Raw genomic sequence first — 24,351 nt, forward strand, 5'->3', positions numbered from 1 at the left:
TCAACCTCACGCAGCTTGCCGATGATCTCTTCTGGCTTGTGCTTCTTGCTCGGCATTCAATGTCCCCTTCATGGTCCAGACTATCATAGTCTCTGGGCCACTCAGCGGGGGGCAGATCAAGTGCCACACGGGGCCAGGCCTGTTTCCAATAAAACTAACGGGAACGGTATAGCGTCGGGATCGTTTGCGTTTTCAAGCTGTCCACTGGTCCTGGTGGCATAACAACAGCGAGATAATAGAATACCCCATGCTGCGGACCTCATCCTTGATCGGTCTGCTTGACTGAAGCTTTTAACCCTGGCCACCTCAAGCCGACAGGAAATCTACATGCATGATATGGCGAGCGTGGCGATGGATTATGATGGGATTGTTCGCGTTTCGGACATCCAGCCGCCGGTATCTGACACCAGCGAATTCATCCGGGCCGTAGTTGACGGACTATCGCAGCCCAAACGAGCAATACCTTGCAGGTTCCTGTACGACGCAGCGGGATCGGCGATATTCGACCGGATTTGCGAACTGCCGGAATATTATCCGACGCGAACCGAGCGGTGGATATTGGAGACCCATGCGACAGCCATTGCAAAAGCCATCAGCGGGGAGGTGCGCTTTATCGAGTTGGGCGCGGGATCGGGTGGAAAGGCCGAAATCCTGCTCGACGCGATAGAGCAGGTGCGCGCTTATGTCTGTATCGACATATCCCCGGTTCCACTGGCGTCGGCGGCAGCATCTGTACGGGCACGCTATCCCGATATCACCGTCGATGCCGTGTGCGGCAACTATTTGGGCAAGCTTGATCTTCCACCGCGCAGGGGTTTGCGGGACATCTGCTTCTTTCCCGGATCGACAATCGGCAACTTCGATCGCGACGATGCGCAAGCCTTTTTGCGCGAATGGAGCAGGCGACTGGGGCAAGATGGGATGATGCTGATTGGTGTCGACCTCAAGAAAGACGCAGGATTGCTGGAGGATGCCTACGACGATGCGCAAGGGGTGACGGCGCAGTTCAGCCTGAACCTGCTGCATCGCGCCAACCATGAACTGGGCGCTGATTTCGACACCAGCGCCTTTGTGCACCGCGCTCGCTATGTCAGCGAACCCGGCCATGTCGAAATCTCGCTCGTCAGCCTGCGCGAGCAGATCGTCACGGTAGCGGGCCGACGCTTCGGTTTCGAACAAGGCGCGGCCATTCATGTCGAAAATTCGCATAAATATGCCATCGACGAATTTACCTTGCTGGCCAGCAAGGCCGGGTTCGACAGCGTCGACGTCTGGACTGATCAAGATGCTCTGTTCAGCGTCCATTTGCTGCGCGTAGCGCGCTGATGCGTGCTGCCAGGATGCACTATGCCTCGGTTCGCAAACTGACTGAGGATCTGGCAAAGCCTCTATCGGACGCAGATGCCACGATCCAGTCCATGCCCGATGCGTCGCCCGCCAAATGGCATCTGGCGCATACGAGCTGGTTCTTCGAAACTTTCATCCTGCGCGACCATATGCCGGGGTATCAGCCGTACCGGGCAGAATGGCCGTTCCTGTTCAACAGCTATTATGAAACCGAAGGCGCGCGCATGGCGCGGGCGGCGCGGGGTATGCTCTCGCGCCCTTCACTGGCCGACATTCTCGACTATCGCGCGGTGGTGGATGCGGCGATGGATCGCGCGATCGAGCAGCTTTCGCCGGAACTGCTGGCGCTGGTCGATCTGGGTTGTCAACATGAGCAGCAGCATCAGGAATTGCTGCTGACCGACATACTCCACGCATTTTCCCTCAACCCTCTGGAATGCGCGGTCTGGCCGCGCCAAGACACGCGACATCTCGCCGATCCTGCGCCAGTGAATTGGCTGGATGGCCACCAGGGACTGGTCGAGATCGGCGCCTGCACCACCGACAGCGGGGCGTTCGCATTTGACTGCGAAGGGCCGCGACACACGGCGTTGCTCCATCCCCACCGATTGGCGGATCGGAAGGTCACGAATGCCGAGTGGGTCGCCTTCATGGCAGACGGCGGCTATGATGATCCCCGCTTGTGGCTGTCGGACGGCTGGGCCTGGCGGCAGGCCCAAGGCGTCGTCGCGCCACTCTACTGGGCGGGCGGTGCCAATGGCTGGACCAGTTTCACACTGTCGGGTCGTCATCCTGTCGATCCGGCTGCGCCAGTCTGCCATGTCAGTTTCTATGAGGCGGACGCCTTTGCCACTTGGGCTGGAGCCCGCCTGCCGACCGAGGCCGAATGGGAAGCGGCGGCCACGCAGCACGATCCAACCGGTGGCAACTTGCTGGACGGTCCGGGCGACATCCGCCCGCGTCCGGTTGATAATGGCCCGGCATTTTTCGGCAATGTGTGGGAATGGACCGGCAGTGCCTATCGGCCATATCCTGGATTTCGCGCCGCCGATGGCGCGATTGGCGAATATAACGGCAAGTTCATGAGCGGCCAGTGCGTGTTGCGTGGCGGCAGTTACGCTACCCCGCGCGGGCATATGCGAGCGAGTTACCGCAACTTCTTTTATCCTCATCATCGTTGGCAGTTCATGGGATTGCGGCTGGCCAGGGACGGTGTGTGATCGTTCGAAGCCAATCGAGATACTGCGGCTGCCTCGCAGTGGCGAAGGACGTAAGCTACCAGTTAAATGCCGGGACTGGGTCGATCGTACCGAAGACATCAGTTCCTAGCGCACCCTCCGGACCTGGGTGCCCAATTTGTCTAATTGGTTATAGGCTCCAGCGCTTGTACGATATGCTGCGCCAGCAGATGGGCTGTGTCAGAGATGGCGCGCCCTTCGATCAAGGCAATTTCGGTGTCCGGCAGTTTTGGCAACCATTGCGCTGTTGCTATAGGAACGAGAAACGACGGCACCATCTTCCTGGGTAGGACCGAAATGCCCAGACCTGCCCGTACCGCAGCTTGCGCGCCCGCCAGGCTCGTGGACGTATATGCAATCCGCCAAGTCCTGCCGGTTGCATCAAGGGCATCCGTTGCGCGCTTGCGATACACACATGGCTCGGGCGAAACGACCAGCGGGATCACTTCATCCCCATCGATGGCCTCCTGGTCGCGGGCCACCCACACCAGTGGTTCGCGCCATACACGCACGCCCTGAGGCGCGGCTGCCGGCTCGCGCTTGACAAGGACAAGGTCAAACCCTCCGGCGTGGAAGCGGTCAAGCAGGTTCAGCGTCAGGTCGCATGTGACTTCCAGCTCGACCAGCGGATGCGCGTCTGTGAACAAGGCAAGGATGTCGGGCAGATGCTCGGTGGCGAAGTCTTCCGGCACGCCTACCCGTACGGCACCCCTGATATCCGGCTCAGTGAGTTCCGCGATCAGCTTGTCGTTCATGTGCAGGATTTTGCGGGCGGAACCGAGCAGCAGATGCCCGTCGAGTGTCAACCGGACTGACCGGGCCGTCCGCTCAAACAGCGTACGGCCAAGTTGAGCCTCCAGACGCTTGATCTGCAAACTGATGGTCGATTGGGTCCGTCCCAATCGCGTGCCGGCTGCGGTGAAACCACCCAAATCGGCGATGGTAGAAAAGGTGCGAAGAAGGTCGATGTCTAGATTGCGCACATTCACCCTGAACGTCCTCCTCATCATTGGTAATATCAATCCATAGGATTTCTATAACTCATTTTGCAAATGGACGAAGATACAGGAAGGGCGGTCCGTGATCGACATGACCCTGGAAGAAGCGAAGTGAACCGGGCCGCCGCTGCCTGTTGCAGCTATCATTTCGTCATCGCTATGGATGACCAATATATCTTCGAACCGCGATGCGCAGGATGGCGACACGGGGTTTCTGCGCATCGATATCAATCAGCATAGGACATCCATGATGGCCGCCCATGGGCATGAACGGGTTAACTGGAGAATATTTACGAGCTGGGCGCGGGCAGCGCTTGGCCCCGACCGTCCGTTTCTGACCATGGCATTGATATATGGCGCGGCGATTGGCTTCCTGTCGCTGGCGACGCCGATTTCGGTGCAGATGCTCATCAATTCGGTCGCCAACACCGCCCTGCCGGCACCCCTGTTTACACTGGCGGGGGTGCTGCTCGCGCTGCTGCTTCTATGGGCGTTCCTGGGCGCGATGCGCATCTATGTCATGGAGATGTTCCGGCGGCGCGTGTTCGCGAGGATCGTTGCGGAAATCACATTGCAGGCAGTCCATGCCCAAAATCCCTTCTTTCAGGACGACCGGCGCGGCGATCTGTTCAATCGCTTCTTTGAAGTGATGAACGTACAGAAAGCGATCCCGTCGCTGCTGGTTGGGGGCTTCTCTATTTTCTTCCAGGCGATGGTCGGCTTCATCGTTACCTCCTTCTATCATCCGGTTTTCCTGGGCTTCAATCTGCTCTTCATCTTTTCGGTCTGGCTAATCTGGAAGCTGTGGGCGCAGCGCGCGATGGAAAGCGGCATTGCACTCAGCCACCGCAAATATGAAGCGGCCCACTGGCTGGAAAGCGTCGGTGCATCGAACGGTTTTTACAAGTCCAGCCGCCATCTGGACTACGCCATGGACATGTCGGAAAATCGCACAGCCGCTTATGTGGCGGCCCATCGCACCCATTTCCGCGCAACCTTTCCGCAAGCCGTGGCGCTGCTGCTGCTCTATGCCATTGCCAGCGCAGCGTTGCTGGCCCTGGGCGGGTGGCTCGTCATTCAGGGGCAGTTGTCGATAGGCCAACTGGTCGCTGCCGAATTGATCCTGTCCAGCATATTTTACGGAGCGGCTCAGCTAGGCCCCTATCTCGACACCTTTTACGATCTGGTCGCCGCTGTCGAGGAACTGTCCCTGTTTCGCGCGATCACGCTGGAGGATATGCCGGTCGAAACCCTTGATGGCGCTCGACCACGCGACGGCGCGCTAGCGTTGCGACAGGTGCGGATTTCGGCTGATGGCGACGAAGCATCGTTCGATCTCTTCATCCCTTCAGGCGCCCATGTCGCCGCCGCCGCCGATCCTGGTGTCGACCGGCTGCTGGCCCGCCTCCTAAAACGCCATTACCGCCCTGACGCGGGTATAGTCAGCCTCAGTGGCGCAGACATCAGCGCGCTGAACATCTACCAGCTCCGCAGCGACGTCATCGTCCTCGATCGCCCCACCATCGTGGAAAGCAGCATTCGCGACTATCTGCGCCTAGCCAATCCGACCGCCAGTTCCGCCGCCGTGCTTGATGCCCTTCAATCGGTGGGCCTTGGCGAACGGATCGCCCGGCTACCGCAGGGACTGGACAGCCTTCTTTCCTCGACTGGCTGGCCGCTGTCAGTGGCTGACACGATGCGGTTGAAACTCGCCGGCGCTATTCTCGCCCGGCCCCGACTGCTCATCCTGTCCAACCTGTTCGATATGCTGCCGTCTCATGAACTGCGCGCAGCGCTGCACCAGCTTGACGGTGGGGATGGCAGCACGATCATCGTCTTTACAGTTCGTCCCGATGCGCTTGGCTTTGATCATATGCTCTGGCTGGGACGAACACGTCAGTTACTGACGCAGGATGCCAGCGCCTTTGCAGCAGTCCAAGGAGGTACTGATGCCATTTCGCGCTGATCACATCACCCATTTCAAGACGCTGGCAAGCCTGCACCCGCCCCGCCCCGCACGCATGTTCGGCTGGATGCTGCTCGTGGGCATGGTGGCATCCATTGCCTTCCTGTTGTTTGTCCCCTGGGTGCAAACCTCCACCGGCATGGGGCAGGTCATCGCGCTTGATCCACGCGATCGGGTGCAGAGCATCACCGCGCTGGTCCCTGGCCGGGTCGAACAATGGTATGTGACCGACGGCGAAATAGTGAAGAAGGGCGATCCTATCGCCCGCATCGCCGATAATGATCCCGACCTGCTCAGCCGCCTGCGCGCGGAGCGTGCGCAGGCCGATGCCGAGATTGCCGCCACGCAGCAGGCCATGGCCGTGGCCCAGCGCGATGTTGGCCGGATGCAACAATTATACGCCGAAGGCCTCTCGCCACGCCGCGATCTGGAACTCGCGCAGATCAAGGTGGCCGATTATGGGGCCAAGGTCGCCAAGAGCCTTGCCGACCGGAACCGTCTCGACATCAATATCAACCGCCAGTCGGTCCAGATCGTGCGCGCGCCACGCACCGGGCGCGTCCTGCGCATCCTGGGCGGCGACAATGCGACGATGGTGAAAGAAGGCGACATCATCGCCACCTTCGCACCGGAACAGGCGGTGCGTGTGGTGGAGCTTTATGTGGACGGGCGCGACGTGCCACTTATCTATCCGGGCCGCCCCGTACGGCTCGAATTTGAAGGTTGGCCCGCCATCCAGTTCAGTGGCTGGCCATCCGTAGCGGTCGGCATGTTCGACGGTCAGGTCCGCGCCATCGACGTGTCTGCCTCACCCAACGGCTTGTTCCGCGTGCTTGTCGAGCAGAAAGCGGGCGCGCGTCCATGGCCCAAAGAGCCATTCGTGCGGCTGGGCGCCAAGGTGCGCGGCTGGGTGATGATGGACACGGTATCGACCGGCTACGAACTCTGGCGGCTGCTTAATGATTTTCCGTTGCAATATCCCGCTGGTGCGCTTGACCAGCGGACCGGTCAGAGCGCATCGACAGGCGCAGCCTACGGCCAGGCTTCCGGCGGCGGCGGCCAGGATGGCGGCAATGCCAAATAAGATCGCTGGCGTTCTGCTGGCACTCGCCGCCACTACAGCCGCTACGCCGCTGGACGCGCAGGACATAGCGCCCCTGCCGCAGATGGCATCGGTCGATGCGCCCACGCTCACCATCGACGCGCTGCTGGCCAATTCCGCTCGGCAATCGCCGCAGATTCTGGAGGCGCTGGCCAGGACGCGCGCCGCCGATGCGAAGCGGCTGACGGCGGAAGGCGCGTTTGACACCATCTTTTCGGCCGACGGTGGATCACGGCTGCTCGGCTATTATGGCGGGACATATGCCGATGCGAAGGTCGCCCGCCCGATCGAGGATTGGGGCGGGCAGGTCTATGGCGGCTATCGCGTCTCCAATGGTCGCTTTCCCATCTATGAGGACAAAAATTACACCAACGAACTGGGTGAAATCCGCGCTGGTGCTGTCTTTTCCCTGCTGCGTGACCGGATGATTGACGAGCGGCGCTTCGGCCGTGTGAGCGCACAAGCCGATCAGGCGATTGCCGATGCGGAACGGCAGATGGTTGCCATCGGCGTGCAGCGCAAGGCGCTCGACTCCTACCTGTCCTGGGTCGCGGCGGGCCAGCGCCTCGCCATCTATCAGCGTCTCCTGTCGTTAGCAAAGGAGCGGCAGCGCGGTCTGCAACGCACGTTCGAGGCTGGGCTGCGCCCGCGCATTATCCTGACCGAAAATGAGCAGCAACTGCTGCGCCGCGAGGCGATGGTGGTGCAATCGCAACAGGCGCTCGCCGCTGCCGCCAACAGCCTGTCGCTCTACTGGCGCGATGCAGATGGCCGACCGACCATCCCGCGCCCCGACCAATTGCCGCAAGTGCTGCCCGAACCGCTGGCGACGGCGCGCCCGGCATCGGTACAGCGGCCTGACCTGATGGTCGCGCAATTGCGACAGCGCCTGGTGCGGGATCGGCTGGCGCTGGATCGCAACGCGCTATTGCCGCGCCTTGACCTGCAGATGGAGGTGGCGCGCGACATTGGCGACATAGGGCCGGGCGGCGTCTCGCGCAGCGGCAACGATGTCCGGCTCGGCGTCAAATTCTCCGTCCCGCTCGAACAGCGCACCGCGCGCGGCAAATTGATGCAGACGCAGGCCGAACTGGACGCCAACCGCACCCGTGCGCAATGGCTGGACGAACAGATTCGCGCCGAAATCGAAGGCATCGCGATCACGCTGAACGCAACCGCCCACCTTATCCACCTGTCCGAACAGGAAAAACAGCGCGCCGACGACATGGCCGTGGCGGAACGCCGCCGTTTCGACATGGGCGCTAGCGACCTGTTCCTGGTGAACACGCGGGAGGAAAGCGCCGCCAATGTCGCCTTGTCGTTACTCGACATGCGGTTACGGCGCATCGTCGCTGGGGCAGATCTCGTCGCAGCGTCCGGGGATGCAGTATCACTAGGGCTCCGTTAGCGTGAAAACTCCATGATCTCTGACGAAAAGAATGGACGACGCTCGCGCCAGCCTTCTCAAGCGGCTCGAACTGCGCGGCTGCTCGCTTGAGGATTATGCCTCGCCAAGCCGAACAGACCAGGCAGCCCACATAAGTACCTGACAACATGCCCATTTGGTTGATGAGCGGGTCAGGCGATCCCTTGCTTGAGGTCGTGCTTGAGCGCACTCATTAGTAGGCCGATCGGCCGATGATAGGATCGATCACACGCTCGTGTTTCGCAAACACCTCTTTCGAATCCCAGCGCGTGCTCCCAAGCATCGCGAGTGTCGACCATCAACAGCGTCATAGGGACGTGCCATCCCTACGCATCTCAAGTTCATTCGAGCGCAACACGCGCTGCTGAAACTGCCGAGGCGTGATCCCGGTCCAACGACGGAATGCGTATGCAAAGCTCGACGTCGAGGAAAAGCTGAGAGCCATTGCGACGGCCTTGACGCTACCCTCGTTCCACAGAAGCTTCTTGGCAGTTTCCATGCGGTGATGCTGTACATAATGACCAAGCGTGCAGCCATGGTTCTTGAGGAAGCCACGGGTAAGCTGTCGAACGGAAATGCTGCACAGCGCAGCCAGTTCGACCAGCGTTGGCGGAACTGCCAGGTTCTGAAGGCGCTCGTCGATGAGCCTCAATCGCCAGGCTGCGAGTCCGCCGTTGACGTGATCGTCCTGTACGGACTCGAGATAGCGGCAAAGCTCGATCGTCAACTGGGTCGCTATGGAATCCACCAGAAGCTTTGAATCCCGGCGTGGGCTGCGAGCTTCTTCCGTCAATCGGCGCAGCAGCAACCTTACAGTGTGGCTGGAAACATCCATCGCTGCCCGGAGCCGCTGGTCGGTCCATTCCAGTTGGCCACCCAGACGCTGTAAAGCGAGCTTGCCCTTTAGTTCGCAGCGGATCGACGATTGGATGCCGCCGCCATCCCATCGGACAGAGAGAGGATGGCCAGGCGGCACCAGCACGATATCGCCGAGTTTCTCGAAGCGATTGCCGCCCCACTTCTCGACGAATGCGCCACGCGCGTTAACCGGACGTGGTGTGACGGAAAGATCGAGAAGCGGGTTGCCGCAACTCCATACCGAACGCCCATGGGGGACGACGGCAGCATGCACCAACCCAATCTCGACGCTTGATACGCGCAGGCCAGCATTGGTCCCTTCTCCCACACCGGTCCATGCATTGGCCGTCATCGCATTCATCATCCGCAGTTGAGTTAGTTCATCTTCTACACATGGCCAGCAATTTGGCCAACTGTCGACGTGGCGGCCAACTTGCGACGCGCAGGGGCATTGCGCAAGCGCGCTTCAGCGAACACAAAAGCTGCAAATCGAACATAAGAATTGATTGGAGGGTGCCGATGTCGACCCAGACCGCGTCCATGCAACTGGATGATTTTGATGGTCTCATTGACTGGGAAAAGCTGAAAATTTGGCTATCGAATACAGAGGCATTAAAATCAGTATCAATTAATTCTGTCAGCAAGTTGGCTGGCGGACTTCAGAACAACGTCTTTCTTCTAAAAACTGATAGACAAGACTTTGTTCTGCGCCGTCCCAGAAAGCACCTCAAACCCAAGAGCAATGAAACCATCCTTCGCGAGGCACGGGTGCTGCGCGCTTTGAACGGCAGCGCCGTGCCGCATCCGTCCGTGCTGGCGACATGTGACGATGAGACTGTGATCGGCGCCTGTTTTTACTTGATGGAGCCACTGGAAGGCTTTGCCAAATCTGGCGATCTGCCAGGCGATTACGCTTTGCAACTCGACCCAAGAACCCGGGCGGCAGATCTGGCAAGCTAACTCGAATGCTGACCGTCCGCTCTTGAGGAGCGAACGGCGAGCGCTCAACGGCCGATAAGGGGCGATGTGCGCAGGAGGAACCTGGCTTATGGATAATCTCCCTGCTATTTTCGGAGCGGTGCGCGGGAGGCTCGGCGTCGCGTTAGAAGCTCGCGCAGTGGAAAACTGTTTCGAACCAACCTCGCGCGCGCCGGATCGATGGCGCGAAACTGGCGTGTCATAAGGCAGAAATCGGAAAATCTGGTCGCTAATGCAAAACATGTCGGTTCGAAGGAGACGGACGGCGCTCTCCACAATTCTACCGAAGTCTTGCTATCCCTCAAGTCAGCCAGCTAACACTACCCTTTGGTCAATGTGCCCGAAATGGTTGCCAGGGACCTCCATACGGACATGATCGCCGAACTTCAGGAACGGTGTTTTTGGCACCTGATCTCGGATCATCTCTATGGCGCGCTGTTCGGACAGGCAGCAGGAGCCGACTTGGTCATAGGCCGCGTTCGACACCGTGCCCGATCCAATGATCGTTCCCGCGACCAGATCACGGGTGCGCGAGGCATGGGCAACAAGCTCGTGAAAGCCGAAGGCCATTTCCCCGCCATGGGGATGACCAAACCACACGCCGTCGAGCGTGACGTGCAGCGGCAGATGGACCCGCCCGTCCGCCCAGGCGTCGCCCAGTTCGTCCGGCGTTACGGCAAAGGGTGCGACCGCACAGGCGGGCTTTGCCTGCACCCAGCCAAAGCCGGTTTTCATCTCGATAGGCGCGATCGCGCGCAACGACCAATCGTTGATGAGAAGGACGAGCTTGATGTGGCCAAAGGAATCCTGCGGCGTCGTTCCCATCGGCACGGCGTCGGTGATGATGCCGAACTCGCCCTCGAAATCGATGCCGTCATCCTCGCTGGGCAGCGGCACGTCCTGCGTACCGGACAGGAAGCGATCAGACAGCCCCTGATACATGAGCGGCCGGTCCATCTCGATCGGGGGCAGATTGAACGCCTTTTGCATCAGTTCGCCATGCTGGGGAAAGGCCGACCCATCCAGCCATTGCCAGGCACGCGGCAGCGGCGCGAGCAGACGCGCCTGGTCGAGCACCGTGCCCTCCCCGCGATCCAGCCGATCGGCGAGCGCCCGGAGCTGCGGCTCAGCCACCGTCCATCGCTCGATCGCCTGCTGCAACGTAACGGCGACGGGCGCGCCTGAAAGACAGCGCGTCGCATCCCGTGAAACGACGACCAGCGCGCCGTCGGGGGCGCCATTGTCCAAAGTCGCGAGGCGCATGGCCTTAATCCTCGATGATGGCGACAGCGCGGGTCCAACCGGCCGATGCGCCCTTGATCTTGTGCGGGAAGCAGCTGACGGTGAAACCGTGGGACGGCAGCGCTTCCAGATTGTGCAGCTTTTCCAGGTGGCAATAGCCGATGTCCCGGCCCGCCTTATGCCCTTCCCAGATCAGCGACGTGTCGCCGGTTTCCTTCACCTTTTGCGCCGTATAGCTGAATGGCGCGTCCCAACTCCAGGCATCGGTGCCGGTAACGCGCACGCCGCGGGTGGTGAGATACATGGTCGCCTCATAGCCCATGCCGCAACCGACATCGACAAAGTCGGGCCGCCCCAGAGCCTTGCCGGCCGCCGTGTTGACAAGGACGATATCAAGCGGCTGGAGATCGTGGCCGATGCGGGCCAGTTCCGCCTCCACGTCTGCGGCCGTGACCACATAGCCGTCGGGGAAATGGCGGAAGTCCAGCTTCACACCCGGACGAAAACACCAGTCGAGCGGCACTTCATCGATCGTGATCGCCCGCTCAGCTTTACCATCTTTGGCATCCATGGTGGGATGATAATGATAGGGCGCGTCCAGATGCGTGCCGTTATGCGTCGTCAGCGTCACCCATTCCGCTGCGGCAAAGCCAGCGCCGTCCGGCGTCTGGTCGGCCGTGACGCCGGGGAAGAAATGCTGGAGTTCGCCCACCGTCTCACCATGCGTCTGATAGGTGATTTTGGGACGCAGGAAGGGTGGATCAGACACGACATCATTGTCGAGCGTGATCGACAGATCAATGAATTGGCGGGTCATGTCTGATTTCCTGATTGACGAACGAGAGCGATGAGCATGATCGGGGTCACGACGGCAGCAAGGGTCGCGCCATAAACCGCCTTGAGCAGCAGGACATCGCCGGCATCCATCGAACCATTGAGAGAAATGCGTGTGAGCAAAGCCGCAAGAGCGCCGGGCAGCAGGGCGGCGGCGACCGCCATCGCGACCGCGCGCCGCAGAATGTCTCCTACCCCCACGCCTAGCCGCTTGCGCAGCAGGAGGGCGGGTACAAGCGTTCCCATCAAGGCGATCATGAACGATTGCGGCAGGAAATCCCATGCCAAGGCCGCGGATGGCACCGGGCGGTCGAGACCGAACAGCAGCAGGCCTATGCCGACGCTGATCGCGCCGTTGATGACGATGCTGATGCAGGTTTCCCGAACGATCAACGCCGACACCGTCATGCGGTCCGGCCGTCCAGCGTTTCGGCGAACCAGTCGGCGATGACATCGCGGCCATAGGCCATATTGTCCGCGCCGACATGTTCCACCCCGCCTTCGCGGTCGGTAAAGATCACCTTCTCGCGGCGCGGGCTGTTGACGAGCTGGTCGTAGAGATCGTCGGCATAGGACAGGCTGATCTGCCGGTCCTGGGCGCCGTGCGTCAACAGGAACGGCACGATGATCCGGTCCATATGGCCGTTGAGGTTCATGTCCGCGCTTTTGGCGTGGAAATCCTCCATGTCGCTGGCGCCGAACGCCCACATGACATGGGCCCAATAATGGGGCACCGGATTTTCGCCTTCGCGGTTCAGGCGCTTCTGCTGCACCTCTGCCCAATTATGGTTGGCGCCCCATACCGCGCCGCTGGCGAAGCGCGGTTCATAGGCCACCGCCCGCGGCGCGAAATGACCGCCGAGCGAAATACCGGTCATGCCGATCCTGGCGGGATCGACATCATCCTGCGTTTCTAGCCAGTCCACTGCCTTGCTTGCCCAGCTTTCGCTGTGCGGATCGACGGGCAGATTTTGCAAACGCAGCGCTTCTCCGCTGCCGGGCTGATCGACGCACAGGGTCGAGATACCGCGCCGCGCCAGCGCTTGCGGCAGGCGCGACCAGTAGAGCAGTTCCTTGCAGCTATCGAGGCCGTTGCAATAGACGACGACAGGCTTGCGGCCTTCACCAGGCGCGCGGGTGTAGAGGGCGGGCATGGTCCCGGTCGCAAGCGGGATGTCCACCCGCTCGCGATTGAGGCCACCCAGCTTCGTCGACTTTTCGAAAGTAGCCAGCGCCTTGGCATAGGTGTCCTTGCGCCCCGGATGGCCATGGCCCTGCATCCGTTCGGCGGTGATAAGATAGAGGGCGGCCCGCTCCAGCTTGTCGGAGGCAGAAAAGGCCCGGCCGCGCGCCTCATCCTCCTGCGCCAGCCCGATCAGCTTGTCGCCCATCGCCGCCCACTGCGCCATGAATTGCGGCGTGCCCGCGTCCGCGCCGCTGGCCGCCGCGTCGCGGATCGGCTGGCACATGTCGATGATCTCGCCAAGCTGCGCGCCCGACTCCATCGCGATCGAAACCGACAGGTTCCAGATATAGTTCGGGAAATATTCGAACAGGGCCATGGTTATGCTTCCCCCTTCACACTTCTACGGCTTGGAACAGGCCTGTATCGGCCTCCGGGTGCGGCATGGTCTGCGGGCCACCGACGCCAATGCCCCACTGGTCCATCGTCCTGGGGCCAGGGACATGCACCTTGGCTTCGTGCCTTTCGAAATCCACCTCTTCCAGTTCCGACGTATATTCGACCGCAAAGCCCGCAGGCGTGGTGAAATAGCTGAAGGTGTTGTTACCCGCCGTGTGCCGGCCCGGACCCCAGCGGATGTCCGTCCCCTTCTGCTTGAGGCGATTGATCCCGGCCATCATGTCGTCGATGCTGAGCATGTCATAGGCGACATGGTTGAGGCAGGGCGGCCCCGGCAGGATCGCCATGCGGTGATGCGCCGCATTGCAGCGCAAAAAGCCCATGAAATCGCCCAGCCAGTCGCTGATCTTGAACCCCAGCACGTCGCAGAACCACTGCGCCATCGCCTTGTGATCGGGCGAGTGGAGCACGATATGGCTGATCTTCTGCGGAACGCCCTCCCAGCGGTTTAGCGCGCGCGCCGTCCGACGCTCGACGTCACTCGAAATCTCGAACGGCAGGCCATCGGGCGAAAAGAAGCGAAAGCCATAGCCGCCGCCCAGCGTATCCAGATCCTTTGGTGCAAAGATGATGCGCGCGCCCGATGCCGCCACCTTGTCATGCAGCGCATCCACATCGGCCCGGCTGTCGGCCGCCAGCGCGATCACGTCGATACGCCGGTCCGCAGCGGCGCGCAGGCGCACGACATAGAGTTCTTCGCCCCCATCGGCGGCGAAATGGACCATCCCGTCCTTCTCGCCCGCGTCCACCAGCTTCCACTGGTCGGCATAGAAGGCGCGTTCGGCCTCCAGGTCGGGAACGGCATAGCCGACATAACGAATTTCAGTGACACGGCTCATGGTAGATAACTCCTGGAAAATTGGCGCGCCTCAAATCGGCTGCGCGACGATCGCGAACATGGCGTGGGTGGCCTTGGCATTGTCGACCGGCGGGCCCCGACCGATCTGGCCGTGGCAGATGGCCAGACTTTCGCGCACGATATAGGCGCAGCGCTCGAAACGCCGGTCGCGATAGGCGGTGAGGGCTGCATCCAGATCGTCGTGGCGCGACAATTCGTCGGCCAGCACCAGACTGTCCTCGATCGCCATGCCTGCGCCCTGTCCCAGATGCGGCGTCGTCGCGTGTATGGCGTCGCCCAGCAGGACGACCCGGCCCTTGTGCCACGGCCCCTCGACCAGCAGCCCTTCCAGCGGTCGATAGACCACGCCTTCATCATCCACGATCTGCTCGGCGAGCGCGCGGATAGCAGGCGCTGTTTCCGCCAATTTGCCGCGCATGGTGGCGGCCAGGCCTTCCCTTGGATAGCGCGGATTCTCCGGCTCCGGCGTCGTCACATACATGTACATCAGGGTGCTCGAGATCGGGACAAGCCCCACCCCGGTTCGCCCATTATAGACCTGAAGCGCGTCCAGCCCCTCAGGCCGCGCGAAATTATAGCGCCACACGGCCTGGCCGGTAAATTGCGGTTCCGGTGCATCGGGGAACAGGGCAGATCGGGTCTGCGAATAAACCCCATCGGCGCCGATCACCAGATCGTAGCGACCCGAACCGCCATCGGAAAAAGCGACGTTGACGCCAGCGCCATCATCTTCGATCGACGCCGTTGTTACGCCGAGTTGGACAGTTGCGCCGCTGGCCAGCGTGCAATCGCCCAGCACCTTGTGCAGCGCGCGGCGACCAATGCCGACATTGGCGGGCTTGCCCTCCACCAGCCGGGGTGAAGGCACCCGCGCGATCATCGTGCCGTCGGGCAGGAATATCTCCACCGCGTCAAAGCCGACGCCCGCCGAGAGATAATCATCGAGCAGTCCAAGTTCGCTCATGGCCCGGACGACGTTCGCCTGTTGTATGATGCCGACGCCATAGACCGACCAGTCCGGGTCGCGTTCGATGACATGAACGTCATGCCCTTTCGCGCGAAGTGCGATCGCCGCGGTCAGTCCGCCAATGCCGCCACCGATGACGAGAATCCGCTGCGCGTCCAAACTTCGCTCTCCACTCTTATCCAGTGGAAGCCAGTCTAGCGTCGAAAAAAAATATCAAAATTCGATTGTTTGGATCAATATCTATTCGCCATATTTATGGATGGCGGCAGCGCGCAATTGGGACCGCAGCCAGCGCAGGCCTTCGTCTGTTGCACGTGTCTGATGAAACTGGACCAGTTCCTCCATCACCGGGAAGGGGAATGGCAAGGGCTGATAGACGATCGGAAACATCCGGGCCGCAGCAAGCGCCAGTCGTTCGTGCATGATGGCCAGCCGTTGGGTTCCGACCAGCAGCCAGGGCACGGTCGTAAAGGACGATGCCGACACCTCTATACGCCGATGCTTGCCCATGAGGGTCAGCTGTCGATCTGCGAAAGCCGCATTGGATAGCGTGCCGATCGCGATGGCGACATGGCCGGCCGCCAGAAAGCGCTTCTCGTCCAGTGGCGTGGACAGCAGATCATTGCCGCTCCACCCCGCCACCACATGCTGCTCCTCAAACAGCAGTTCGCTCGGATGATCCTGTGACAGGAATTCACGCGGGCCGATCAGCAGGTCAGCCTTGCCCGCCGCGATCAGCGGTATGCTTTGTTCGCCTGGCGACATGAGTTGGACGGTGACGGTCGGCGCTTCGACCACAAGGCGCGCCAGCAACGGGGCGATGACGGCGGCGACGACATAGTCCGACGCGATGACCTTGAAGAGGCGTTGAGACGATTGCGGATCGAACGACGCCGATGTTGCAAGCAGCGTTTCAATCCCGCCCAGACATTCGCGCACGAGGGGCGAGAGGCTTTCGGCAAAGGCGGTGGGATACATGCGCTTGCCATGACTGACGAGCAGAGGGTCACCGAAATAATCCCGCAGCCGCGACAAGGCCGCGCTCATGGCGGGCTGGCTCAGATGCATCTGACGCGCTGTTTCCGACACCGAATGGGTCTGCATCAGCCCTTCAAATACGGCGAGCAGATTGAGATCGAGGCCGCGAAAACGCATTATCCATCCATTCCATGATTGGATACCGATAAGATCAAATGATTTAACCTATGCGCCCTTCCTGTCTAGACTTTCCTGACAGACGCGCCGGACCAAGCGCGCGCATTTAGAGAGGAGACGACCATGAAGGCAGCCCTGCTAGCGACCGCCGCCGTTTTTCTAGCGCCCATCTCACCCGTTCACGCCCAGGCGGGCGCGGCGGACGATCAGGCGACCGCGGGCGGCATCGCGGACATCATCGTCACGGCGCAGCGCCGCAGCGAAAATCTCCAGAAAGCCGCCATCGCCGTCAGCGCCGTGACCGGCGACACGCTGGTCCAGCAGAGCATCACCCAGGCCAACGACCTGACGCGCGTCGTACCCGCGCTGCAGGTCGCGCCTGCGGCATCCTTCACGCAAATCTACCTGCGCGGCGTCGGCACTTTTGGTGCCAACGCTTTTGCCGAACAGGGCGTCGCCTTCAACCTCGACGGCGTGTACCTTTCCCGCCCGGCCGCGCCGGCCGGGCTTTTCTACGATCTCGAACGGGTCGAAGTGCTCAAGGGACCGCAAGGCACGCTGTACGGCCGCAACGCTACCGGCGGCGCCGTAAACGTCATCGCCGCCAAGCCCAAGCTGGGCGAGACCAGCGGCTATATCAATGCGGAATATGGCAATTATGACGCGATCAAAGGTTCAGCGGCGCTCAATCTGCCGTTGGGCGACAAGGTCGCGCTGCGGGTCGCGGGTCAATATGTGAAGCGCGACGGCTATTATAGCGATGGCTATGACGATGAAGATACGCAGGCCGTGCGTGCCCAATTGCGCGGGGAAACCGGCACTGGCCTGGATGCCACACTGTCGGTCGATTATGCCCATGTCGGCGGCATGGGATCGGGCGGCACGATCATGCCCCTGCTTAACGGCAAGAAGCGTCTGGGGCCGAGCGATCCGCGCGTCATTGCGGCCTATATCGCCCGCGCCCCCACGCGCCCCGTGCCGCAGGCGGTCGCGAGCGACGATGGATATCAGGATAATGGTTTCTTCGGCGCGGCGCTGACGGTCAATGCCGATCTGGGTTTCGCGACGCTGACGGTGGTGCCCGCCTACCGCAAGACGGAACTTGATTTCCGCTCCTATGCGTCCAGCTTCCTGATCGACATTCAGGAAATGTCGAGCCAGATGTCACTGGAAACCCGGCTCGCCAGCCGGTCAGGGCCACTGGAATGGGTGGTGGGCGGCTATTATTTCGCCGAAGATGTCAGCGCCCGGCAGTTTTTCGACCAGGCCAGCAACGGCACCCGTCTCAATTCACAGCTAGATACCGAAAGCCTTGCAACGTTCGGCCAGGCGACGCTGTCTTTGACGGACCGATTCCGCGTGACCGGTGGCCTGCGCTACACGACCGACACCAAGCGTCAGGCGACCGAAGCGCATACCCTGCCCTTCGTCGGCTTCGTCAATCCGGCCCAGGGCAATTTCACGCCGATCATCCTGGATATCGTCAGCAATCCGCGCACCGATGTCGACTTCAACAAGCTGACCTGGAAGGCGGGCGTGGAGTTCGATGTCGGGCCGCGGTCGCTGCTTTACGCTTCTGCCGCCACGGGCTTCAAATCGGGCGCACTGTTTGCGGCGACGGGTCGCAACTATTCCGCGCCGGAAAATATGCGGGCCTATACGGTCGGCTCGAAGAACCGCTTCTTCGACAACAAGGTGCAGCTCAACGCCGAAGCCTTCTACTGGAAATATAAGGACCAGCAGATTTCGCATCTCGGCCCGGTGCAGGTCGCGAGCACGCCAGGCGGCCCGATCTTCGGTCCGGTCTTCACCACCGAAAATGCGGGCAAATCGACCATTTACGGCCTTGAACTGGAAGCGCTGTTCCAGCCGTCCGCCAACGCCCAATTCTCCGCCAACATCCAGTATCTGCACACCACATATGACGAGCTCATCTATCAGGCCTATTCGACCACGGGCACGGCCCCGGTCATCGGCTGCGCGGTCACGCCGACGGCCCTGACCGGCGCATCGCCCGCCGCACGCATATTCAACGTAAACTGTTCGGGCCGACCGCTGGTCAATGCGCCCAAATGGGTGTTCAACCTGGGCTATGAACATGGCTTTCAGCTGGGCGATCATGGCCGGATCACGGCCGCTATGGACACGCGGATCGAGACATCGCGCTATCTCTCGCTCGATTTCCTCGATCTGGGTCGGCAGGGCAGCTATATGATGTCAAACGCGCGCCTGACCTACGAGACGCCATCGGGCAATTTTTCGCTCACCGGCTTCATCAATAATATCGAAAATGAACTGGTGTTCGCCAACTCGCTGCAAAGCCCGGCCAAGCCGGGCGTCATCTACAACCAGCTTCGCCCGCCCCGGACCTATGGTGTGCGCGCGGGCTTTCGTTTCTGATCGGACATGTAGGGACCGACGCATAGCGTAGATAGGTAAGCGGAATGGCAATCCCGCCTATCACTTTGTCGCTTTATCGGTCGGCATGGACGGGTCGCGGCCCAGAAACAGTTGCGCGATCAGCGTGCGAAACCAGACGATCGCCGGATCGCCGTCCACCCGTCGATGCCAGAATTGCTGAAGGCTGATAAGAGGCGTTTCGAACGGCGGCGGCAACAGCTTGAGCGGGGCCATGGTGGCCAGGATGTTCGCGACCGCATGGGGCACAGTGGAGATGAGGTCGGACCCGGCGACCAGCAGCGGCACGCTCATGAAATGGGGCGACTGCAACTGGATGCGGCGCGACAGGCCAAGTTGTTGCATTCGCGTTTCGACCAATTCCTGGCTGCGCCCCTTTTGTGACACCAGAATATGACCCAGGCCCAGAAACTGGTCGAGCGACAGGCTGTCGCCGATGGTCGGGTGATCGCGTCGCACGATGCAGCTGAAGGGATGATCGAACAGGGTCTGGCACAGGAAGCTGCTGCCCTGAAGGTCGGGGAAATAGCCAAGCGCGATGTCGACCACGCCGTCCGCCATCGCCCTTTCCAGTTCCTGGGGCGGCATGGAATGACAGCGCAGGGTGGCACCCGGCGCGCGATCCTTGAGCACCTCCAGCAGGGTCGGCAGGAACACCAGTTCGCCGATGTCGGACGTGCTGATCGAAAAGCAGCGTTCCGAACGGAGCGGAGTGAAGACCGGTAGGCCCATCAATTCCGCGTCAACGGTCTCCAAAATCCGTCGAACCGGCTCCCGCAGCCGATCGCCCATGGGCGTGGGCTGCATGGCGTTCCCGATGCGCACCAGCAAATCATCATTGAAAAACTGGCGCAGCTTGCCGAGTGCGAAACTGACGTTGGGCTGGCTCATGTTCAGCCGCCGTGCGGTGGCATGCACCCCGCGCTCCTCCAGCAGGATGTCGAGCACCACCAGCAGGTTCAGATCCAGTCTGCGGTAATCCATCTCACTGATCTAGCATATCACTATAACTAGTTACATCGATTAGTTCGAACCGCGCTAAGCCAGTTGGGAGATAAAACAGGAGAGCGCATTGACCCAGCCACCCGCATCCGCCGGCGAATCCTCTTTCCTTACCGATATCTGGTATGTCGCGGGGTGGGGCCATGAACTGACGCCTGGCACGCGCACCGCCCGCACGATCATGGATCAGCCGCTGGTGTTGTTCCGCACAGAGGCCGGGGCAGTTGCTGCGCTGGAGGATCGCTGCTGCCACCGCGCCATGCCGCTGAGCGAGGGGATGGTCGTCGGGGACAATATCCGTTGCACCTATCATGGCCTGGAATTCGCCGCCGACGGCGCCTGCGTCCGTATTCCAGCGCAAGACAAGATCCCGGCCACTGCGCGCGTCCGCCGCTATCCGCTTGTGGAAAAGGACGCCTTATTGTGGATCTGGATGGGCGACGTGGCAAAGGCCGACCCGGACGCCATTCCCGATCATCCCTGGCATAATGATCCGGGCTGGGCCTGGCGCAGCGCCCATTATGACGTGCAAGGCAATTGGCAACTGCTGGTCGACAACCTCATGGACCTGTCCCACCTGCCCTATATTCATCCGCGCACGATCGGCGGCGATCCCGAATTGCATTTCAGGACGCCGACGCGGGCGACCCGGCTGGCAGACGGCGTCCGCGTCGAACGGCGGATGCCTTCCTCGGTCCCGCCGCCGACTTATGTCGCGGCGGCCGGCTTTGCCGGGCTGGTCGATCGCTGGCAGGAAATCGAATTCCATCCGATGTTCATCCGTATCCATACCGGTGCCTGCGACGAAGGCACAGGTGCCTATGACGGCGATCGATCGCATGGCCTGTCGATGCTGGGTTTCCACGGCATCACCCCGGAAACCGAAAGCACCACCCATTATTTCTGGTCGATGGCGACCAACATCACCCAGGGTGATATTCCCGACCTCGTCTTTGAACAGACCGCTCGCACCTTCAAGGAAGATCAGATCGTCCTGGAGATGCAACAGCGGCGGATCGCGCGGGAACCAGGGCGGCCGATGCTGGACATCGCCAGCGACGTGGGCGGGCGACAGACGCGCCAGTTCATCCAGCGCCTGTTCCGGGCACAGCGGGGGGAAGACAGCGCAGCGGCGTGACCGGGTGCAGCGACATCATCCTGCCAGCAACGGCCCCAGTTCCGCTATCCGCCCGCCGGGCGCCGCCTGTTGCAACAGGCGGCCGAGCAATGCGATGGCGTCCTCGGTCTCCGCACGGTGAGGCAGATAGCGCTCCGCGATGGACAGGCCGCGAACCGACCACACCATCAGGCGCATGATCGCCAGGGCTTGTGTCTCGTCTCCGCCGAAAGCGCCCCGCATCACGGCCAGCGCCGATCGTTCGACCGCTTCCTGCATCGGCACGACCAGCGCCGCCAGTTCAGGATCGCTGCGCGTCGCCTGCAATATCTCCAGCACGGCCATGCCCGACGGGCGGCCCAGCACCGCCCACAGCAGGCGAGGCCAGTCGGAGAGATGATTGCCAAGTCCCGTGCGGGCGCGGACATCCTCATATTCCGCCATTTCATGATCGAAGACATGGCGCACGACGTCGGCCATCAATGCCACCCGCGTCGCGAAATGATGCAGCATGGCGCCGCGGCTGACGCCCGCTGTCTGCGCGATGAGCGTGGTGCTGGCCCCGGCATAGCCCCATTCCCCGATCGCGGCGATCGTGGCGTCGATCAGCGCCATCCGGGTCGTGGCGGTGCGCTCCTCCTGGGTCCGGCGGGGTTTGGCTATGGTTTGGTCCTGCATCTGGTCTTCCTCCCCCGTGCTCGCGGCTGATGCCGCGGCCACCGATCCTGCTCTCTCCAATGGCCCGCTGCTCGGCATGTATAACGAAAATCGATCGATATCCATAACAACAATCAGGATTGACTGTTTGTATGCCAAAGACCTAAGCGGGGGGCAAGTGCAGAGGATCTGCACATCCAGGGAGGATAGGATGCGAAAAACAATATTGTTCGCGGGCGCCAGCCTGATCGCTTTGGTCCAGCCGGTGCAGGCGCAAACCGCCCAACCCAGCGAAGGCGTCGCCGAAATCGTCGTCACGGCCCAGCGCCGGGCCGAACGGTTGCAGGATGTCCCCGTCAGCGTGACCGCCCTTGGCGGCGATACGCTCAAGTCCCGCAACCTCAATGACCTCACCCAGGTCGCGCTCGCCGCTCCCAGCCTGCAGGTTGGCAGCGACAATAGTTTCGCGATCCGCGGCGTGGGCACCCAGGCCTTCGCCACGACGATCGATTCGAGCGTCGCAACGGCGCTGGACGACGTCAATCTGGGCCGACCGTTCCTGACCCAGGGGCTGTTCAACGATGTCGAGCGCGTCGAAGTGCTCAACGGGCCGCAGGGGCTGTTGTTCGGCAAGAATGCGTCGGCCGGCCTGCTCAACGTCGTATCGTCTCGCCCAAAGATCGGCACGTTCGGCAGCGAAACGAACCTCGAACTGAACAATCGCGACACGCCGGGTAGCAGCGATGCGTCATGGTCCGCCATTGCACGCCAGACGGTCAATATCCCGGTTGGCGACACCGGCGCGCTGCGAGTCAACGGCACCTATTCGATCGAAGAGCCAGGCACCCATTTCGTCGGCGGCAGCGGCGTGCGCAACGATCTGGATCGCAAACAATATGGCATCCGCGCCAAATATCTGCAGGAGATCACGCCCGCGCTGGAACTCTATGTCATCGGTGAATATGCCGAATCCCATGGTGTGGCGGGTATTTTCGACCGCACCTATCGCCAGTTGGGCGCAGGCAGCGTCAACGCCGGCCCTCTGGCCGCTTCGGGCATCGTCGCAGGTGACCGCAATTTCGCCGTTGCAGGCGATGGCGGTTTCTGGCGCGATCTGAAACTGGGCGGGGCGCAGGCTGCGCTGACCTATACGGCCGACAGCGGGCTGGTCGTCAGCAATATCGCCGCGTGGAAATTCTATAATTTCGATTCGCAGCTGGATGTCGATTTCACTAACAGCAATGGCGCGAACATCAATCGGTCCAATGCAGATTACGACCAGTTTTCCAACGAGCTGCGCGTCGCCCTGCCGGCGGACAATCGTCTGTCCGGCCAGGCTGGCCTCTATTATTTCCATTCCACCATCAAACAAAGCAGCCAGATTGCGGGCAATAACTACCTGCCCGATTTCCTGCTGCCCAGCTTCCCCTTCTGCGTCGGCGCGGCCGCCGTCCCTGGCGCTTTCCCCCCCACCTGTTCGACCAGCAACAGCTATTTTCTGGGTCGCGACAATGTCTATAGCATGACGACCGACAGCTATGCCGCCTTTGGCCAGCTGACATTTGCCGTCACCGACCAGTTCAAGCTGTTCGCCGGCGGCCGCGTGACGCGCGACGAAATCAGCATCGATCTGGACCAAAATCGGGGCGCTTATTTCGTCACGCTGGGCGTGCCGGGCGCCATATCGGAGAGCTTCGGCAATACCGACTTCAGCTGGCGCGCCGGCGGCCAGTACCAGGTGACCCGCGACGCCATGATCTACGGTTCCTACGGCCGTGGTTACAAGGGGCCGGGCTTCAACGATACCGGTGCGACCGCCAACGCGCCGTTGGTGGTGCAACCGGAAAAGTCGAACACCGCTGAAATCGGGTTCAAGACGAGCTGGTTCAATCGCCGCCTGATCGTCAATGCGTCCGCCTTCCACACCAAGTTCGACAATTATCAGACCCAGTCGCTCGACACCCAGGTGCAAAGTTTCATCGTCCAGAACGCGGCGTCGGTGACGAGCAAGGGCGTCGAACTGACCGTTAACGCCAACCCGCTGCGCGGGCTGTCGATCAACGGGTCGGCGACGTTCCTCAATTCCAAGTTCGACGATTTTGCAGGTGCAGAATGTTATCCTGGGCAGGCGACACCCAGCTGCGCGACCACGGGGTCGTTCAACGCTCGTGGCCGCCGTACGCCCACAGCGCCGAAATTCACGTCGTCCGTGCAGGCGATGTATGAAGTGCAGACGTCAGGGACGGTGCATCCCTTTATCGAGGGCAACTGGTATCATCGTACGGCAATCAACTATCTGATCAACGGCGCGCCCGGCGCCACTGTGCCGACGCTGGACCTGATCGGGGCCAGCGCGGGCGTGCGGCTGGACAACGGGATGCGACTGTCGATCTTCTGCAAGAATTGCACGAACGAATATAATCCCAATTTCATCGGGCTGGACGCGGGCGACGCTATCGCGGGCGTAGCCTCCTATCAGCAGCAATTCGGGTTCGATTCCGTGCGCACGATAGGCGCCAACATCCAGTTCCGGTTCTAAAGGATG

The 24,351-nt window shown here is 61.3% G+C and carries 20 protein-coding genes; 9 read left to right on the top strand and 11 right to left on the bottom strand.

Translation table 11 applies throughout. The annotated features are described in order from the left end of the window. Nucleotides 1-327 precede the first annotated feature (327 nt). Both egtD and egtB read left to right on the top strand, forming a co-directional pair. On the top strand, nt 328-1,326 hold the full coding sequence (gene egtD / locus Q0D44_RS17015) for an L-histidine N(alpha)-methyltransferase (protein WP_294138122.1): 999 nt from the start codon (nt 328-330) through the stop codon (nt 1,324-1,326). Beyond that, nucleotides 1,326-2,567 (top strand): ergothioneine biosynthesis protein EgtB, encoded by a 1,242-nt coding sequence (egtB, locus tag Q0D44_RS17020; protein WP_294138123.1) that lies wholly within the window; start codon nt 1,326-1,328, stop codon nt 2,565-2,567. Before egtD ends, egtB begins: the two co-directional genes overlap by 1 nt. Nucleotides 2,568-2,707: 140 nt before the next feature. Here the strand turns inward: egtB and Q0D44_RS17025 are convergent, their stop codons facing one another. Next, nucleotides 2,708-3,574 (bottom strand): LysR substrate-binding domain-containing protein, encoded by an 867-nt coding sequence (locus Q0D44_RS17025; RefSeq protein WP_294138124.1) that lies wholly within the window; start codon nt 3,572-3,574, stop codon nt 2,708-2,710. A 256-nt stretch (nt 3,575-3,830) separates the two neighbouring features. On the opposite strand from Q0D44_RS17025, the gene Q0D44_RS17030 reads away from it, so the two are divergent. The 3 genes from Q0D44_RS17030 to Q0D44_RS17040 are packed head-to-tail and all read left to right on the top strand — an operon-like array spanning nt 3,831 to nt 8,059. Continuing rightward, on the top strand, nt 3,831-5,549 hold the full coding sequence (locus tag Q0D44_RS17030; protein WP_294138125.1) for an ABC transporter ATP-binding protein: 1,719 nt from the start codon (nt 3,831-3,833) through the stop codon (nt 5,547-5,549). Then, nucleotides 5,533-6,633 (top strand): biotin/lipoyl-binding protein, encoded by a 1,101-nt coding sequence (locus Q0D44_RS17035; protein ID WP_294138126.1) that lies wholly within the window; start codon nt 5,533-5,535, stop codon nt 6,631-6,633. The genes Q0D44_RS17030 and Q0D44_RS17035 overlap by 17 nt, the downstream gene beginning before the upstream one ends. Next, nucleotides 6,623-8,059, top strand: a complete 1,437-nt coding sequence (locus Q0D44_RS17040; RefSeq protein ID WP_294138127.1) for a TolC family protein — start codon at nt 6,623-6,625, stop codon at nt 8,057-8,059. Before Q0D44_RS17035 ends, Q0D44_RS17040 begins: the two co-directional genes overlap by 11 nt. A 325-nt stretch (nt 8,060-8,384) precedes the next feature. Here the strand turns inward: Q0D44_RS17040 and Q0D44_RS17045 are convergent, their stop codons facing one another. After that, the gene (locus Q0D44_RS17045) at nt 8,385-9,287 is read right to left on the bottom strand and encodes an AraC family transcriptional regulator (RefSeq protein WP_294138128.1); all 903 of its coding nucleotides are present in this window, start codon (nt 9,285-9,287) and stop codon (nt 8,385-8,387) included. A gap of 167 nt (nt 9,288-9,454) precedes the next feature. Here Q0D44_RS17045 and Q0D44_RS17050 point away from each other — a divergent pair, with 167 nt between their 5' ends. Continuing rightward, nucleotides 9,455-9,895 (top strand): phosphotransferase, encoded by a 441-nt coding sequence (locus tag Q0D44_RS17050; protein ID WP_294138129.1) that lies wholly within the window; start codon nt 9,455-9,457, stop codon nt 9,893-9,895. A 324-nt stretch (nt 9,896-10,219) separates the two neighbouring features. Here the strand turns inward: Q0D44_RS17050 and Q0D44_RS17055 are convergent, their stop codons facing one another. From Q0D44_RS17055 to Q0D44_RS17085, 7 genes are all read right to left on the bottom strand, one after another. Then, a complete protein-coding gene (locus Q0D44_RS17055) occupies nt 10,220-11,176 on the bottom strand; it encodes a fumarylacetoacetate hydrolase family protein (RefSeq protein WP_294138130.1) in 957 nt (318 codons plus the stop codon). Nucleotides 11,177-11,180: 4 nt separating this feature from the next. Continuing rightward, nucleotides 11,181-11,972, bottom strand: a complete 792-nt coding sequence (locus Q0D44_RS17060) for a cyclase family protein (RefSeq protein ID WP_294138131.1) — start codon at nt 11,970-11,972, stop codon at nt 11,181-11,183. Continuing rightward, nucleotides 11,969-12,397, bottom strand: a complete 429-nt coding sequence (locus Q0D44_RS17065; RefSeq protein ID WP_294138132.1) for a hypothetical protein — start codon at nt 12,395-12,397, stop codon at nt 11,969-11,971. The genes Q0D44_RS17060 and Q0D44_RS17065 overlap by 4 nt, the downstream gene beginning before the upstream one ends. Further along, nucleotides 12,394-13,551 carry an alpha/beta fold hydrolase gene (locus tag Q0D44_RS17070; protein WP_294138133.1) on the bottom strand — a complete coding sequence of 386 codons (1,158 nt, stop codon included), beginning with the start codon at nt 13,549-13,551 and terminating at the stop codon, nt 12,394-12,396. Before Q0D44_RS17070 ends, Q0D44_RS17065 begins: the two co-directional genes overlap by 4 nt. A 16-nt stretch (nt 13,552-13,567) precedes the next feature. Next, nucleotides 13,568-14,470 carry a VOC family protein gene (locus tag Q0D44_RS17075; protein WP_294138134.1) on the bottom strand — a complete coding sequence of 301 codons (903 nt, stop codon included), beginning with the start codon at nt 14,468-14,470 and terminating at the stop codon, nt 13,568-13,570. A 30-nt stretch (nt 14,471-14,500) separates the two neighbouring features. Continuing rightward, nucleotides 14,501-15,616, bottom strand: a complete 1,116-nt coding sequence (locus tag Q0D44_RS17080; RefSeq protein ID WP_294138135.1) for an FAD-dependent oxidoreductase — start codon at nt 15,614-15,616, stop codon at nt 14,501-14,503. 81 nt (nt 15,617-15,697) lie between these two features. After that, nucleotides 15,698-16,612, bottom strand: a complete 915-nt coding sequence (locus Q0D44_RS17085) for a LysR family transcriptional regulator (RefSeq protein ID WP_294138136.1) — start codon at nt 16,610-16,612, stop codon at nt 15,698-15,700. Between the two features lie 123 nt (nt 16,613-16,735). Between Q0D44_RS17085 and Q0D44_RS17090 the strand changes: the two genes are divergently transcribed. Then, nucleotides 16,736-19,012: a TonB-dependent receptor gene (locus tag Q0D44_RS17090; RefSeq protein WP_294138137.1), complete on the top strand. Its 2,277-nt coding sequence runs from the start codon at nt 16,736-16,738 to the stop codon at nt 19,010-19,012. A 60-nt stretch (nt 19,013-19,072) separates the two neighbouring features. Here Q0D44_RS17090 and Q0D44_RS17095 read toward each other — a convergent pair whose 3' ends face one another. Continuing rightward, nucleotides 19,073-20,014 (bottom strand): LysR family transcriptional regulator, encoded by a 942-nt coding sequence (locus Q0D44_RS17095; protein WP_294138138.1) that lies wholly within the window; start codon nt 20,012-20,014, stop codon nt 19,073-19,075. 88 nt (nt 20,015-20,102) lie between these two features. On the opposite strand from Q0D44_RS17095, the gene Q0D44_RS17100 reads away from it, so the two are divergent. Beyond that, on the top strand, nt 20,103-21,170 hold the full coding sequence (locus Q0D44_RS17100) for an aromatic ring-hydroxylating dioxygenase subunit alpha (RefSeq protein WP_294138139.1): 1,068 nt from the start codon (nt 20,103-20,105) through the stop codon (nt 21,168-21,170). 15 nt (nt 21,171-21,185) lie between these two features. On the opposite strand, the gene Q0D44_RS17105 is transcribed toward Q0D44_RS17100, so the two are convergent. Beyond that, nucleotides 21,186-21,827 (bottom strand): TetR/AcrR family transcriptional regulator, encoded by a 642-nt coding sequence (locus Q0D44_RS17105; protein ID WP_294138140.1) that lies wholly within the window; start codon nt 21,825-21,827, stop codon nt 21,186-21,188. Nucleotides 21,828-22,017: 190 nt separating this feature from the next. On the opposite strand from Q0D44_RS17105, the gene Q0D44_RS17110 reads away from it, so the two are divergent. Continuing rightward, nucleotides 22,018-24,345, top strand: a complete 2,328-nt coding sequence (locus Q0D44_RS17110; protein WP_294138141.1) for a TonB-dependent receptor — start codon at nt 22,018-22,020, stop codon at nt 24,343-24,345. Nucleotides 24,346-24,351: the final 6 nt, after the last annotated feature.

This window comes from Sphingobium sp., assembly GCA_023266575.1.
Taxonomy (GTDB): Bacteria; Pseudomonadota; Alphaproteobacteria; order Sphingomonadales; family Sphingomonadaceae; genus Sphingobium.